A 15,147-nucleotide genomic window follows, 5' to 3' on the forward strand; every position below is an offset into this window, starting at 1 on the left:
AGATCCCCGGTCCGATACATACGAGACCCCGCCCCACCGAACGGATCCGCCACGAACCGCTCCGCCGACAGTCCGGGCCGACCCGCATAACCCCGAGCCAACTGCCCACCCGCCAAATACAGCTCACCGGCCACACCGACCGGCACCGGGCGCAGCGCCGTGTCGAGCACGTAGGTCTCCAGGGAGCTCAGTGGGCGCCCGATAACGCTGCCCGGCCCGCTGATCGTCAGGTCACGGGTTAGCGCCACGGATGTGACATGCACGGTGGTTTCCGTGATTCCGTACATGTTCACCAGCTGCGGAGTGTCCTCAGCGTGGCGTGCGTACCAGGATTCGATCCTTGAGAAATCCAGCGCTTCGCCGCCGAAGACGATAAGTCGAAGCGACAGGTGGTTTCCGAGATCCACGTTCTCGGCATCTGCCTGAATCAACTGGTAAAACGCTGACGGTGTCTGGTTCAACACCGTCACACCCTGATTCACGAGAAGCTTCAGAAATTCTTGAGGAGATCTCGATACCTCGAACGGAACGATGACAAGGCGGCCGCCGTGTAGTAGCGCACCCCACAGCTCCCACACGGAGAAATCAAATGCGTAGGAATGGAACAATGTCCATACGTCATCCGCCCCGAAGCTGAAGTCGTCCTTCACCGCATTGAATAGGGTAGCCACGTTGCAATGCGAAACGACAACGCCCTTTGGCACACCGGTCGAGCCCGAGGTATAGATCACATACGCTGCGCTGCCCGCCGTGATGGGACAACCCAAATTGGCAGCCGGAAGCTGGTCGAGTTCGTGAACGACACTGAGATCGTCCAACGGGACGACGGGTGCGGACAGAGTCGACGGAAGCTTGCCCGCAGTCCTTCCCGTCACCAGAACTGCGACCGCACCGGCGTCGCGAATGGTGAATGCCACCCGCTCTGCGGGAGACGCTGGGTCCACCGGGACGTAGACCCCGCCGGCCTTCAGCACCGCCAGCACGGCGATGACGAGTTCTGGTGAGCGCTCGAGCAGCAGCGCGACTGGGACTTCGGGGCCCACGCCTCGCTTCACCAGGAGCTGCGCCAGCCGATTCGCGCGCACATTCACTTCACGGTAGGAGAGTTCCTCGCCGTTGCAGACCACGGCCACCGCGTCCGGCGTACGGTGGACCTGCGCCTCGAACAGCTCAGGGATCGAGACATCGAACAAAGGAATCATAAGGCTATCTCCTACGCAGCCGGGAATGACGGGTCAGGGTCTAGGCGGAGTACGTGGGGGTGGCTTGCACCGGATTCACGTAGAGCAGCCCGTCGGACCAGATGTACTTTGTGCGGCCCCAGCGCGACGCAGAGGCAACATCGGGAAAGAATCCGCTGCCGTTGAGATTCGCGCTGGTGTTACACAGGACGGGTATTCCGCTGAGCTTTTCGTATTCGGTGAGGATTTTGTGGGCAGCGCTGCCGGCATCGGTGCTGATGGTCTGCAGTCGGGCGGTCCCGTCCAAGTGAACGATCGCTGGTATGCGTTCCGCCCAACCCTCCTTCATGGTGTGCTCGAACACCATGTAGCGGTCTGACGACCCAGGGTTGAAAATCTCGGCTGCCCTCGATTCCAGGCAGATTGGGGCGACCGGGCGGTAGTCGGCTCTGCCCTTTATGTCATTGAGACGGTTTCGCATGCGTACGTCCGTAGCGGGAGCAAGAATGCTCCGATTCCCCAGTGCTCTGGGCCCGAGTTCGGCACGGCCAGACAGAACGACGACAGGTTCGCCCTCGGTGTGCAGTATCTGGGCGAGCTGCCGTTCGTCACACATTCGCACCTGCCAGTCTGCGGGGGCTGGATTGGTGACGAGTTGTGGACCGCTGTAGACGTCCCAGTCGAGTTTCTGGTGTTCGGTCTCCCGGAACATCTCGCAGCACGCGGTTCCTATCGCAGCTCCGGCGTCGTTCGGAAAGGGTGGGATCCACACGTCGGAGAACAGTCCGCTCTGCCGAATCAGGCTGCTCCACTTGATGTTGAGTGCGCAACCTCCGCCTAGGCAGAGGTTGTGGCGCTCGCGGGGAAATCGCCGGTGCATGAGCGTGGTCAGACTGTCCAGCAGGAGTTTCCCCAGATATGCCTGGAAAGTCGCAATGATGTCTGCGTTGGTCATCCCTGGCAGCCATTCGTCCCTATTCTGCGCGACCTCCCGGCCGACTTCGAAGGCCAAGTCCCGGGAAACATTGCTGCGACTCTTGACTATTTTGTCGAAGACGACATATCCGGATTCCTCGACCTTGCCTAGGGCCGCGTACGCCATCGCCTTTCCGGCGATGGACAAGTGATGGTTGAGGTACTCCTCAGGAGTGAGTTGGCTCATGTCCTGATAGAAGGGTTCGAAGTGTGAGCAGAAGTCGGAAAAGATGTTGCCGGAAAGCGGCATCAGCAGGGAGACGGGCTTGACCGAACGGTCGCGGGCGCTCACGTGATAGACGCGTGGGGTCATCGCTCCGTCCCATACAAGCGCCAGGGAGTCCTCGCCGCGGGCAGCGAACGGGCTGGTGCAGTAGGAGGCGAGGAGGTGGTTGCTGGCGTGGTGGTAGCTGGAGTAGCCGGCAGACTTCGGGTGGAAGTTGTAGGCCGAGAAGGTGTGGCGCTCCAGGGGATCCAGCACGCTTCCCCCGTCCACGTACGGCGCGACGGGCAGGATGAGGTCGTGGTCACCTGCCCGGGTGGGGATGCTGCCGCTCTCTCCGCCTCCCTCGGCCCACCATCCGTCTACGACGAACCGATCGACGTCCGCCGGATCGATCCCTTCACCGCGAAGGATGGAGGCAACACGGTCGAGGTTTCCCAATGCCGAATACCGTGCAGCGTTCGCAATTTTTTCCACCTCGATGCTGAAAACGAGACGGCCTTCATCAATCAGCGCCACGCCTCCATCGTGCGATGCCTTTACTCCGCATATAAGCATGCCGAAAACCGTCCTTCTAGCCAATTCGCAAGGGAGGATACTGACTCAGATATCCTGAAGTTGATCAGGTGCACGAGATGGCTTGGACCTGCGGTCGGGCCGTTTGCCGTGTTCTGACGTGCAGGAGAATGAATCGTTGGAATGATCGGGCCGTGGTTGGTCGACAGCGGTGCTGGTTCATACTGCGCCAGCCAGTACGTTATCGGGAGCGAATTATCTGCATAGGGATGTCAGTTTAATTGCAGGTCGAATAGATCCACGCGCATTGAGATATTCCTCATGAGAATGCCACTGAGAAGTGACTTCCGACCTGAGTTCCCAGCGTGTGAACGGCCCGGCGGGACAGCTAACGAACTGATCTACTCACACTCCGTCACCTGTCAGTGTCGGATTCCCCTGCGCGCAGTGTCACTGTTCAGCTCGTATCAGCCCCGGAAAAGCGGCCCACCTTTCCGATGACGTCTGGTGAGTACAGCCGTTGGGCTTGCACCAACGCAAAATCAGCCATGTAGCGTCGAAACACGTCGGGGGGCTCCTCGGCCAGGTTGAGCATCCGGCGGTTGGCAACCACTGCAGGGCTGTCAAGCCGAGCAAGGTTTTCGTCGATGCTTCGGTCCAAGTGGGCCCGCTCGACAACCTCGTCGAACAGGAACCGCGCGTCGGGCTCGGTTGCCCAGATTTTGCGGCCACCGAGCGTCACTTGCCGGGCGATCCGCCCACCTGCCATCCGGCCAAGCCGGAGATTCGCTGCGCCCGGGACGATGCCCTCTTGGGCAGCCGGCAGGCTGAAGTACGCATCGGTTCCCGCGATGACGTGATCGAACACCAACAGCAGCTGAGCGCCGCCACCTATGGCGAAGGTGTCCACTGCTGCGAGCCAGGGTTTGCCGACGGTGCGGCCCTGCCAGCGGGTCTCGTCATCGATCAGGAGGCCGTGAACCAGTTTGTTGATGTACCCAAGTTCCCGGCGGAGGAGGAATCCCACAAGGGAGATCTGCCCTGCGTGCAGGCTCTTGAGGTTGATGCCCGCGCTGAAGACACGTCTGCCGCGGTAGCGGGGGTGGCTCATCTCCCCGCCGCGCAGCATGCCCACGCGGACACCGGGATCGAGCAGGGCCAGGTCGACCGCGGTCTCCATGTCTTCTACCTGCCGGTCGTCCTCGGCGTTGAGGCAGTCGTCGCGGCACATGGTCAGTTCTGCCACGGTTCCACGCCGTTCCACGGATACCGAGCCCAGGTCGATCCGGCCGCGCCGTTGGAACTCCGCCAGCAGTTCGAGCGCCCGCGTCGTCGGCCGCAGCATGGCCTCGAGAAGGTGTTCGCCAGCGAGCGGTGAACGCAGGACGCCGCTCACAAAGATGGCCTGATCGATCTCGAGTCCGTCCTTGGCATCCTGCCGTCGCAACTGCTCCTTGCGCATGCGTTCGGTTCCGGGAAGAAGGCCGGGGACTTTCAGGCCTGCGGCCTCCAGCAGCTCGGGAAGGCGCAGATGGGCCGAGCGTCCTTCAGTCAGTTCTTCGTAGATCGATGCCCCGTGCACGGACACGAAACGGCTACGCATCGTTCGTGCAGCGCCATCGGCGACCGCCGCCTGGTTCCTCTCGTCACCGGAACGCTCAAGCGGTTCGGGAAGCTCCTCTATCAATTCATCGGTGGCGACGGCGAAGCTGGCAAGGGCCTGCCGTGCCCTGCCAAGGTCTCCGCTGACACTCGCCAGCAGCTCTCGAGGGTCCGCGGCGAGGACCGTGGTCGCGCGCGTCACTGCCCAACCTCGGCAGCAGCTTGCCGCAATACGCGGTCGCAGGCTGCCAAGTGGCTGCCGAGCGCCTCTTCAAAAGAGGTGGTGGCCGCTTCCAGGATCAGTCGTCGGCGGATCGCCAGCCCAGTTCCTGCTGTGGCCTTGATCAGTTCCAGCGCGCGGACAGTGCCTTCTGATGGGTCGCTGACGATCTCGTCCATCAAGCCCAGAGTCAAAGCTTCAGCCGCCTTGATCGGCGCGCCGAAGAGCAGGGAACGACGTGCACGGGCCACGCCGAGTTGCTGGGTCATCCGGTACAGCGCCATGCCGGGCCATGGGCCGCTGGGGCCGATGTGTGGAAGTAGGTGCACCGTGTCATTGGCAACGCGGTAGTCGGTGATGAGGAGCGCGTCGAGGGCCGTGCCGCCGCATGGGCCGGTGACCGTGGCGACTGTGACGGCGGACGAGCGCTCCAGCCGGCGCAGGGCGCGCTCCCACTTGTTCACCAGCGAGATTTCCAGGCCGTGTGTCCACGCCGGATCCGGTGCACCTGTCAGCTCGATCACGGCAATGGGCTGGCCGCCCTGGTCCTCGAGCCGGTCGCTCAGGGCGTTCACAGCTGACACTGTCTCGGCCGACAGCATCTGTCGGCCGTCTATTCGGAGGTGGAGGACATCTCGGTCCTCACTTTTTGCTCCAGTCACGGTCGTGCTCTTTTCTGATTCTCACGCTATGCCGCGGTTGCGGTCACCAGCGCGCCAAAGCGGTTTCGATGGTCGATCCAGGCCCCATGGTCATCAGCACGCAGTAGTCACCGTGCTGGACCACCCCCTCGTCGATCAGGCGCTGATACGAGAAGAGGAATGAGCCGCTGGAGAGGTTTCCGTAGTCACGCAGCACGCTCGTGGTGTGCCGTACGTCGTGACGGGTCAGGCCGAGGTTGATCATGACGGAGTCGATGACCTTCTTGCCGCCCGAGTGCACGAGCCAGTGCTTGATATCGCTGCGACGCAGGCCCGTCCCTATCAGCAAGCGGTCGACAACGGTCTCGGCGTTTTCACCTACGACATAGGGGATCTGTGGATCGAGGAAGAAGCTGAACCTGTTCTGCTGTTCGTCCCAGTCGTAGCGCATCGCATCGATCATCTCGGTGATGATCGCGCTTTCGAACTTCAGCAAACGGGGGCCCTGCCGGTCGGAAATCTCAGGAGTGGCGTTCGCGATCACCGCGACTGCTGCGGATCCGTCGCCGAAGAGACTGTTGACCACGGACGTACGCATCGTTGCGTCAAATGCATAGGCTGCGGAGCAGACCTCGACACATACCATGACCGCGAGCTTGCCCGGGTGCACAGCGGCCCAGCCGTTCACCGCGGACAGCGCGTTCAATCCCGCGTTGCATCCCATGCCCACAACGTCGAGTCGACTGCAGTGAGGACTGAGCCCCATCTCACGAATGATCTGCGCGCTCAGTCCGGGCGTGAGGAAGCCGGTTGACGACACGCAGCAGAGGTAGGCGATGTCCTGTGGCTCGGCACCCGCGTTCTTGAGGCACTCTTCGAGGGCACGCGCTGCCATGGCGACGCCGTGTTTCTTGTGCTTGGCGAGCAGTTCGCCCTGGGCCTCGATGACCGGTTTCCCGTCCTCGCCCACCGGTGGCAATGTCAAGTGCCTGCGTTCGATGGCGCTGTTGAGGAAGACCGATCGGACACGAGGCTCGTCGATACCGAGGATGTCGAGCAGTTCGTGCTGGGTGTAGCTGCTGTCAGGCACCGCCGTTCCCATCCCGACGATGCGGCTGGCGGTCGAGCCGCCTGGAGCGGCGGAGTGTGGGTGCGCGGCCGCCATCAGTGGAGCCACTTCAGTTTCCCGCTGCGTTCTCGGCAGTTCACGACAGATGTCTTTCACGTGTCCAATACGCTTTCATGGCTTTCAATTTCTTCACCGTGCGACATGGCCAGCGGCATGTCCCGGCTGTGCCTGATCGGCGAGAAATACAAAATGAGAGCGGCGCAAGGTATCGCCGCGCACGTGATCCACATGGCAGGACGCACGCCGAGAGCGGAGCCCAGAGATCCCCCGAGTACGGAACCGATGGGCATCGACCCGAAATTTAGCACGCTCGTACTCGCGATGACTCGGCCGAATATGGTGGCGGGCAAGTAGCGTTGTTCGAAGCTAACTCTCAGTACATTGCCCGCTGTGACTCCGGTTGCGACGCAGAAGGATCCGGTGAAGAAGAGGAGAATTCCAGGTCCGCTAAAGGTCAGTGGCATCAGCAGCGCGACAGTGGGCAGCACCAACTGAAAGAACAGAATGGCGCGTGCCGTGCCGATACGGTCGGAGAGCCGACGGGCGACGAAGGCGCCGGCGATGCCGCCGGTACCCACCGCGGCAAGGAGTCCGCCGACCATCCCTTCGTTCAAACCCACAGTCCGCACCAGGAAGACCACCTGGATGGACTGGTAGCTCATGAGAGCGAGGTTGGCGGCAGTCCCGAAGAGTGTCAGTGTACGCAACCAAGGATCACCGAAGAGGAGCCGGTACCCTTCGCTCAACTCACGGTGCAGGGCTTGCGGCTTCTCCTGCCGGGTGGGCGCCGCAGGTTCGCGGTGCTTGATGGATGTCAGGCAAATCAGTGACGCGGCGAATGAGGCGGCGTTCACCACCAGACCGTCCACGGCGCCAGCAAGTCGGACGATGAGGCCCCCAGACCCTAGGCCCACGATGTGTGCCGCGGAGACACCGCCGTGGAGCTTGGCATTTCCCTCGGGCAGATCCTCCGGGTCCAAGAGCGTCGGCAGGTAGGCGCCGTGAGCTGTCTGGTAGAAGACGGTGGCCGCGCCCGTCAGCAGGGCCAGAGCCAAGAGAAGCTCGTAGTCAAGAAGTCCCAGGTACGAGGCGATCGGCAGGCCGACGAACAGGACCACGCAGACTGCAGCGGCGGTGACCATGATCGGCCTGCGTGGCAGCCGGTCCACCCAGACCCCTGCAGGCAACCCGATGATCAGCCAGGGCAGCCAAGTGGCAGCACTGAGCAAGCCGACTTGGAAGGCCGTAGCGTCCATGGTGGAGACCGCGAGCAACGGCATCGCCACCCCGGTCACAGACGCTCCGAAGCGATCGAAGAGCCCAGAGCACCACAGAAGCCGGAAATCTCGGTGGCGCAGCAAGAGACTGCTGCGCCTATCCCGGCTCACCCGGCATCCAGGAAGTCACGCGCGCATATGCGTGAACGGCCACCCATCGATTCCTCCACTCCGCCGTAACGCCCCGCGTGGGAGGCAACCACCTCACTCTCATCTCGGCTTGAGCAAGAAACAAGTCATGTCGACAGCAAGGCACGTTCACGCCACTCAGCTCATGCTGCTCCACTGTCCGACACCCGCAGCCCTGCAGGCGTGGCAGGTTCACGCCTCGCCCTTCCCCTTCGTGGCATCCAGTGCTGGAGTGGCATTGCTTCCCTGATCCCGTGGATCACATCAGCGCGTTCGCAAGGCAGGTTTTGACGTGGCCAATCCATTCGATGACGACACAGCAAGCTTTCATGTGCTGGTGAACGACGAGGGCCAGCACTCCCTGTGGCCGGTCTTCGCGGCCGTCCCTCAAGGCTGGGAGGTGCGTCTCGAGAACAGCAGCCGACAAGTATGCCTGGACTATGTGGAGGAGCACTGGACCGACATGCGCCCCAAGAGCCTGATTGCCGCCATGGAAGGCTCGGCACCAGGCGGGGAGAAGCCGGCTGCCTAACTTGATCTCTAACGTCCGGTGTCGAATGGCTCGTCGAACTTGATCACCGGTTCGGTAACTGCCGTCCCACGGAGGCGGCCTTCGTCTGAACATGTGCTCCGACCAAGGGAACACACACATTCAGCGCGAAGGCCGTGAAGATGAGTCTGCTGCACCACGACGCCCGGCAGGAGGCGTTGACGCAACTGTCACGCCTCTGGGGCCAGTTCTACTCCTGCATGACCGCTCGTTCGGACGCGTTGTTCGAGCTGGCCGGTGCTGTCCTGTGCAGCGGCGGGTAGGTGAATTCGCTGGTCGAACTGTCGCTGGTGGGTGAACACCGTCGCGGTCACGGAGGGCTCCATGCCGCGGTGGCCCGTGGACGCATCGATGCCGGCCGGTTGCGGCGGGCACTGGCCGAGGTGCCCCTGCCGCGGTCTTCCGATGGCCGGCTGATCACGGCTATCCATGTCACCTGCTGGCTGCGGCCCGACGCCCACACCTCGCCCCAGCGGATCCTGTGTCACACCCACGGCCCCGGCAACGACACCACATCCCGGTCCCCGGCTGGTCCTACTCGATCTTCTGCGCGCTCGAGCCGGGCCGCAGCTCGTGGACCGCGCCGCTGGACGCACTCGGTCTGACACCGGGGGACGACACCGCGACCGTGACCGGCCGGCAGTTGCGTGATCTGCTGCAGCGCCTGATCACAGCCGGACAGTGGCAGGCGGGCGACCCCGACAGCCCTATCGTCGCCGACGCCGGATACGACGCATCCTGCCTGGGCTTCCTCCTGGGGGACCTGCCGGTCCAGGTGCTGGACAGGATGCGATCCGACCACGTCCTGCGCAGAGCAGTCCCACCACGGCTGTCGCACACGCAGGGCCGGCCGCCCCGACACGGCGGCGAGTTCGTCTTCGGGCAGCCCGAGACCTGGAACACCCCGGTGACCGAAACAATCACCGACACCGCCTCTACCAAGTCGCCAGGGCCCGGTCGTGGAACCGGCTCCACCCCAAGTTGACTCACGGTTCCTCGTGGGCCGCCGCAGAGGGAATCCTCCCGATCGTCGAAGGGACGGTGATCCGCCTCGACATCGGCCACCTGCCCTGCGGAGCAACACCGAAGCCGGTCTGGCTGTGGTGGTCAGGCACCGATGCCACCCCGGAGGACGCCGACCGTCTGTGGCAGGCATGCCTGAGACGCTTCGACATCGAGCGCACCTTCCGCCCGTTCAAACAGACCCTCGGCTGGACCTGTTCGAAAATCCGCACCCTTGAGGCAGCCGACCGATGGACCTGGCTGATCCTCGCCGCCTACAACCAACTGCGACTCGCCCGCCCCTCGCAGCCGACCGGCGTCGTCCCTGGGAGAAACCCAGTCCGCCGGACAGGCTCGCCCACAGTCGGCCTGCCCGGCCCAAGCACCGAAACCATCACGTCCTTGCCCGGAACGGCCGCCAGGCCAGAAGGACACCCGGCCCACACCCCGCCACGACGTGCGTACACCCCGCAAAACACCGGCAGCGAAACAGCGAACGACGAAGGGGGGAGGAATCCAGCACTAGGCCCCGATTCTGCCCGGACCGCCCCAATAGATTTGCCGAAGGCTGGCCGCTCCGCTGATGCGACGGTGAAACCATGTCGGCGCCTGGCCTTGGCACTCGATGCGGCGTTTGCAGCCAGCCGCAGGGCAGACAGCAGTCCAACCCCGACCGTCGGCGCTGCGAGCATCGACAGTCGGGAAGGGGCCGCCGAGGGCTCGGGCCGGCCATCATGAGCTAAGAGCCGGAGTTGTCTTTTACGAACTGCACGAACCTGTCGAGGCCTTCATCGATTTCCTCGGGCTGCAGGTGGCTGAAAGAAAGCCGGATGCGGTTACCCGCCGGAGCATCGGTGTAGAAATGGTGCAGCGGAGTCCACAGGACTCCGTTCTCCTTTGCGCTGCGCTCGAGCAGTGAGTCTTCGACGGTGAACGGGACGGTGACGACAGTGAAGAAGCCGCCAGCGGGGTCGTTCCAGGAGACGCCGTGAGGTCGGCCGGTCCGGAACCTCGCGGTGAGACCACTCAGCACATGGCTGAGGTTGCGCTGATAGATCTGCCTTTCCCGTATGTTGGCTCGGCGCAGACTATAGTCGTGCTCCAGGAGCTTGCCTCCGATGACGGCTTGGGCGATCGGCGAGGTGTTCACACTCACCATGCTTTTGATCTTCGCTATTTGGTCGGCCAACGTCGACTCGGTTGTGCCAGCATCCCCGCTGACTCGTTGACCGGCAATTGCGTATCCGACACGAGCGCCGGGTAGACCGGTTTTGGCGAAGGACCCTATGTACACGACCACCCCGGCGTCGTCGGTTGATTTCAGCGTCCGCGGCTTGTCATCAACTCCCAGCAGCCCGTAGGGGTTGTCCTCCAAGAGTAGGAACTCATACTGCTCCGCCAGGCGAAGCAGGCGCTTTCTGGCTTCGACGGTGAGGCTCACTCCGGATGGATTGGAGAATTCTGGGATCACGTAGCAGGCTCTCGGTCGCAGGCCTGATGACCTGGCCCGGATCACAACCGCCTTCAAGTCGTCCAGGTCTATGCCGTCGGGAGAGTCGGCAACCGGCAGTACCGTCATGTCCGCCAATTGCGCTGCCCCGTAGACGCCCACGTAGCTGGGCTCCACGGCAAGGAGGACGTCCCGGTCCGTCCGACGAAGCGCGCGAAGCGTCAGATAGAGAGCCTCTTGCGCTCCTGCCGTCACCACAATGTCGTGCGGGCTCGCAACGATGTCCTCGTCCACCTGGAGGTGCCGAGCGATCAACTCGTGGATGATGCCCTTGGTCCGACCGTACTGCAGTATGACTCGGCGAACCTGTACTTCATCGCCGTCCAGTTGCGCACTCAAGTGGCGTCGGTAGGTGTCCAGGTGGCGATGAACGTCATCGATGTCGAAGAACTCCTCATGCGGTCGTCCTGCCGCGAAGGAGATGGCGTCAGGGAAACGGAGCGCCACCTCGTTCAGAAAGTTCATGGAGTTGGCTGTGGGCAGGCTGAGTGAGTCGTGCAGTTCTTCGATCCGTAGAAGAGCAGTCGTCCGTCCGGTGGACGTGTTCATATCGTGCCGTCGTTTCGTCTCGTCGTGCGGTCGCACGGATGCCCCGTGCGGGTTACTGGAATTCACATTGCGTTCCCTTGACTGCAGGGGGCGGCCTGGGATATCAGCGCGGAGACTGAGTCCTGCTCCAGCCATCCCAGGCGCTGCGCTTTGACCCCGGCTTCGAATCGGCTGGAAGCGTTCAACCGGATCATGATTCGGGACATCATGCGGGCTACGGTCCTCAGGGAATAGCCCAGGTGACGGGCGGCGGCCGCGTCTGTGTAACCCCGGCTGAGGAGCACGAGCAACGCCGTTTCGCTTTCGGTCAGCCCCACATCAACGGCGCCGGACATCTGCAAGGGCGCTGCCTGCTGCCACATCTGCGTGGCGAAAAGGTCCAGCGCCGCAGTCAGGGACGGAACGTCGATTTTCATGACGCCGATGCCGGACTCGTGCGAATCAACACTCACGATCGCGCATTTTCCGTCGACCATGATCAGTGGGGGTAGGGTGTGCGGCCCTGTCCGCACGGATACACCGTTTCTGAGCTGGGCTTGCGCGCGACGGAGCCAGTTTCGGTCCTCGTAAACGCCGGCAGCGTAGACGATCCGCAGCCTTCCTCCACGCTCGAGGAACCGCCTTCCGATGGTGTCGCATATCTCCGACCACCGGTGCGCATGAGAAGGTTCTTGGATCAGCGCGGTGATGCCGGTGGCCGTCCCGGCGCTCTCCTCCAGCATGCCCCGCATGCCATCGGGTCCTACAGCCACACTCCATCGCATGGACCCGCCCAGCTCAGCCCGGACACGTGAACGCAGCAGGGCGGCCGATGTCGGCTCAGAAGTCGAACGCGGCCTGTCCCTGCGTACCTCGTCGTACCAGCTGATGACGTCGTTGCTATGCCGAGCCAGTAGCGCTCCGAGTTCGGCAATCAGTGCCACGCTCCTCGTCAGGTGATCGCTTTCATCCACTCCGCTCGTCAGCGGTGCTCGATCGAGCCTGCGAAGCTCTGCCCGTAGGTCGGCCACGGTGCTGAGGAGAGGACCGGTTGCTCCCACAGCTCCGCCTGGCGTCGCATCCCCGGTGTGTGATCCGGAGCACTCAAGGGTGATCGAGGACGAAGGGGCCGGGCGGCTTCTGTGACGAAATGTTGAGGCAGGGGCCGCGGACAGCGGATGTATGTCACCGCTGGTCTCGATCCATTCGCGGTCCCTGCGTTTCGCTTGCATGTCGCTCCAGTGGCTTCGCCGGGTGTTCAGGTGACGACGAGGCAAGTCGGACCGCGGCGCTCACGCTTGCCATCAACGGGTACACGAAGTTGAACCCACGAGGAGTTCACACTGCTGCGAAAGGCTGGCGCACCGAGCGGTGTCCTTGATGACGAAGCGAAGTGCCGGTCCGTGCTGACCAGATCCTTCAGGGCGCCGCCGACGCCACTTGCCCGTCCGCAGGGTGGAAAGGCGTGCCAGCTGGGGCCGGAGCACGCACCTCGACCTCAGCAAGGATCGGCATCGGGTAGATGAAGGGCGTCCGGCCCACACGCCAGGTGGGAGTCCAGCCGTCGCGCCAAGTGCAGGAACTCCCTGTCTGCAGGCGCGCGACGCCGCGCAGCCCCACCGGCCAGAACCCGCCGACAGGAGAGTCTCTCTCGTGGCCCCCATCGCGAACCGATCACGTGGTCGACTATCAGGGGAGCCGGCCGGCTGTCGCCGTCACCTCACCGGGCCAGCATTGCCGCCCTTCCCTGCTTGGACCCACAAGGTCAGCGCCATACAGCTAATTTGGCGTACCGAGTCTTCAGCCGGTACGCACAGAGGCGAGATCACCGAGCCAGCTCGTGCGCCAGTGAATGACGCATACATACCGCCGGTAGGTGCCCGCAGTTCGTAGCGGAGCATCAAGCACCCTGCCATTTGGGGTTTCGGCCGGCGACGAACGCACGGGCGCCCTCCTCGGCGTCCATGCTCTGCATGCGGCGCTCCTCCCATGTGTATCGTGTGGCGAATGCCTGCTCAAGCGACATGTTCTCGGAGATCGCGGCAGCCTCCTTAATGGCCCTCAGCGCGAGCGGTGCGCAGCGCAGCAAGTCATCAACCCAGCGGTCAGCGCAGGCGTCGAGCTCGTTGGCTGGCACGACTTCATTGACCAGTCCGAGCTCGTAGGCGCGGTCTGCCGACATGCGGCGACCCGTCATCAGATATCCCATGGCCGTCTTGGGCGGGATCTGGCGGGGTAGCCGGAATACCCCGCCGGCACCAGCAATAAGGCCGAGCCTGGCTTCGGGCAACGCGAACTCGGCATGGTCGGCTGCGAGTACGATGTCGCAGGCGAGTGAAAGTTCGAAGCCGCCTCCCAGGGCGTATCCGTTCACCTTGGCAATAATCGGCTTCGAGAGGCGGAACCGCTCCGTGAGGCGCGGGAATCCGGGCTTGCCGCGACTGCCGAATGTGGAGACCGTTGCGTTCGGGGATCCGTCGTCGAAGCGGCGTACGAGCTCTGTCAGGTCCTGCCCGACGGAGAAGGACCGGTTACCAGCACCCGTCAGTACACCGATCCAGAGGTCGTCGTCGCTCTCAAAGTCGTCCCAGACCTCCGCCAGCTCTTCGTGCATTTGTAGATTCATAGCATTGAGAACGCGGGGACGATTGAGCGTGATGTACGCGACGCGGCCCTGCTTTTCGTAACTTACCGTATTCACCCGGCGCTCACCATTCCTCTGTACCCTCACACGAGATTTTATCTAGTTGTACTACGGACCGGAAAAGTGCTCACCTCGGCCTGGGGCGCCGCAACCATGGGTTCTCGCGACGTGCTCAAGAGGCTAGGCACTCCCCTCACAGATCCGCAGATACGAGCCGTCAGCCGGTCTGATCACAAGCCACTGCTGCAGGCCCAGGCCGCACCCTGTAGCGGACCGCATGGGGGCGGCCATTCCACACAAGCACTTGGACCTCTGATCAGTACACGCAGCCATTGGGCTGAGGGGTTCAGTCGGCGTACATCCTTCGTGACCCTGGGCGACTGGCGGCGCTGCTCCTACCGGGCATCGTCAGGCTGCCCCTTCTCGCGGGCTGGCAACGGCGGCACTGACCCCACATGCAGATGCCGTCCCGGACCCTGCCGACCAGCAGAGCCACAACCCAACTACGCACTACTTGGCACCAGGCTTGCCGTCACCAAGGGCGCGCTGCACCTGTGGGCATGGCCGCGAGCAGTCCTTTGGGCGTGCGCACGGGCATCTGCGCGATGTTGGCGCGGAGGTGAGGCGCAGGAAGCAGGTCCGCGTACGAGGCCATTTGCGCCTGGTTCCCCCAACACCTCCCCACGGGCTGACTGAGAAGTTGCTCGGTCACAGACTTTTCATCCCGAGCCACGACAGCGGTGGTGAAGGCCTCGGCCATGCCGCCCTGCGTGGGCCGCCCAACCGATGTCGTCAGCTCACGCAGTCCTGCGACGTGAGTCTGCCCAGGGCCGCCGCGTGTCTCCTTCTGGAGTGGGAGGCTGTCGGAATGGCTATCGACCTTCGCCTCCTGAGGCCGGCGCCTCCCTTCCTCCGTGGTCGCGGCCTAAGACGCCATTTCATTTGGTGAGTCTGCGGTGGCATATGAGGGTCGCGGCGATGGCGGTGAAGGCGAGGAAGTGTTCCGGCTTGCGTTCGTAG

General features: G+C 63.2%; 10 protein-coding genes and 1 pseudogene. 2 read left to right on the top strand and 9 right to left on the bottom strand.

Annotation, left to right across the window (positions count from 1 at the left end):
• From AB0O67_RS31775 to AB0O67_RS31800, 6 genes are all read right to left on the bottom strand, one after another.
• Window positions 1-1,202: amino acid adenylation domain-containing protein (locus tag AB0O67_RS31775; protein WP_365457639.1), on the bottom strand; the 1,202-nt coding region annotated here is incomplete at its 3' end.
• Between the two features lie 40 nt (window positions 1,203-1,242).
• Entirely contained in the window at window positions 1,243-2,937 is a 1,695-nt protein-coding gene (locus AB0O67_RS31780) for a carbamoyltransferase N-terminal domain-containing protein (protein ID WP_365457663.1), read from the bottom strand.
• 415 nt (window positions 2,938-3,352) lie between these two features.
• A complete protein-coding gene (gene dpgC / locus AB0O67_RS31785; RefSeq protein WP_365457642.1) occupies window positions 3,353-4,699 on the bottom strand; it encodes a (3,5-dihydroxyphenyl)acetyl-CoA 1,2-dioxygenase DpgC in 1,347 nt (448 codons plus the stop codon).
• On the bottom strand, window positions 4,696-5,379 hold the full coding sequence (dpgB, locus tag AB0O67_RS31790) for an enoyl-CoA-hydratase DpgB (protein WP_365457645.1): 684 nt from the start codon (window positions 5,377-5,379) through the stop codon (window positions 4,696-4,698). The genes dpgC and dpgB overlap by 4 nt, the downstream gene beginning before the upstream one ends.
• Before the next feature lie 43 nt (window positions 5,380-5,422).
• Window positions 5,423-6,523: a 3,5-dihydroxyphenylacetyl-CoA synthase DpgA gene (dpgA, locus tag AB0O67_RS31795; RefSeq protein ID WP_365457666.1), complete on the bottom strand. Its 1,101-nt coding sequence runs from the start codon at window positions 6,521-6,523 to the stop codon at window positions 5,423-5,425.
• A gap of 56 nt (window positions 6,524-6,579) precedes the next feature.
• Entirely contained in the window at window positions 6,580-7,875 is a 1,296-nt protein-coding gene (locus AB0O67_RS31800; protein ID WP_365457648.1) for an MFS transporter, read from the bottom strand.
• A 310-nt stretch (window positions 7,876-8,185) separates the two neighbouring features.
• Between AB0O67_RS31800 and AB0O67_RS31805 the strand changes: the two genes are divergently transcribed.
• Window positions 8,186-8,425 carry an MbtH family protein gene (locus AB0O67_RS31805; RefSeq protein ID WP_365457651.1) on the top strand — a complete coding sequence of 80 codons (240 nt, stop codon included), beginning with the start codon at window positions 8,186-8,188 and terminating at the stop codon, window positions 8,423-8,425.
• Window positions 8,426-8,565: 140 nt separating this feature from the next.
• A pseudogene (locus AB0O67_RS31810) lies at window positions 8,566-9,971 on the top strand (transposase).
• Between the two features lie 213 nt (window positions 9,972-10,184).
• Here AB0O67_RS31810 and AB0O67_RS31815 read toward each other — a convergent pair.
• The 3 genes from AB0O67_RS31815 to dpgD form a co-directional block, all read right to left on the bottom strand.
• The gene (locus AB0O67_RS31815; RefSeq protein WP_365457654.1) at window positions 10,185-11,504 is read right to left on the bottom strand and encodes a PLP-dependent aminotransferase family protein; all 1,320 of its coding nucleotides are present in this window, start codon (window positions 11,502-11,504) and stop codon (window positions 10,185-10,187) included.
• A 62-nt stretch (window positions 11,505-11,566) separates the two neighbouring features.
• Entirely contained in the window at window positions 11,567-12,226 is a 660-nt protein-coding gene (locus AB0O67_RS31820; RefSeq protein ID WP_365457657.1) for a helix-turn-helix transcriptional regulator, read from the bottom strand.
• A 1,157-nt stretch (window positions 12,227-13,383) separates the two neighbouring features.
• Window positions 13,384-14,214, bottom strand: coding sequence for an enoyl-CoA-hydratase DpgD (dpgD, locus tag AB0O67_RS31825; protein WP_365457660.1), 831 nt, complete (start codon window positions 14,212-14,214; stop codon window positions 13,384-13,386).
• Window positions 14,215-15,147: the final 933 nt, after the last annotated feature.

Origin of the sequence: Streptomyces sp. NPDC086077 (assembly GCF_040686175.1) — a bacterium.
Taxonomy (GTDB): Bacteria; Actinomycetota; Actinomycetes; order Streptomycetales; family Streptomycetaceae; genus Streptomyces.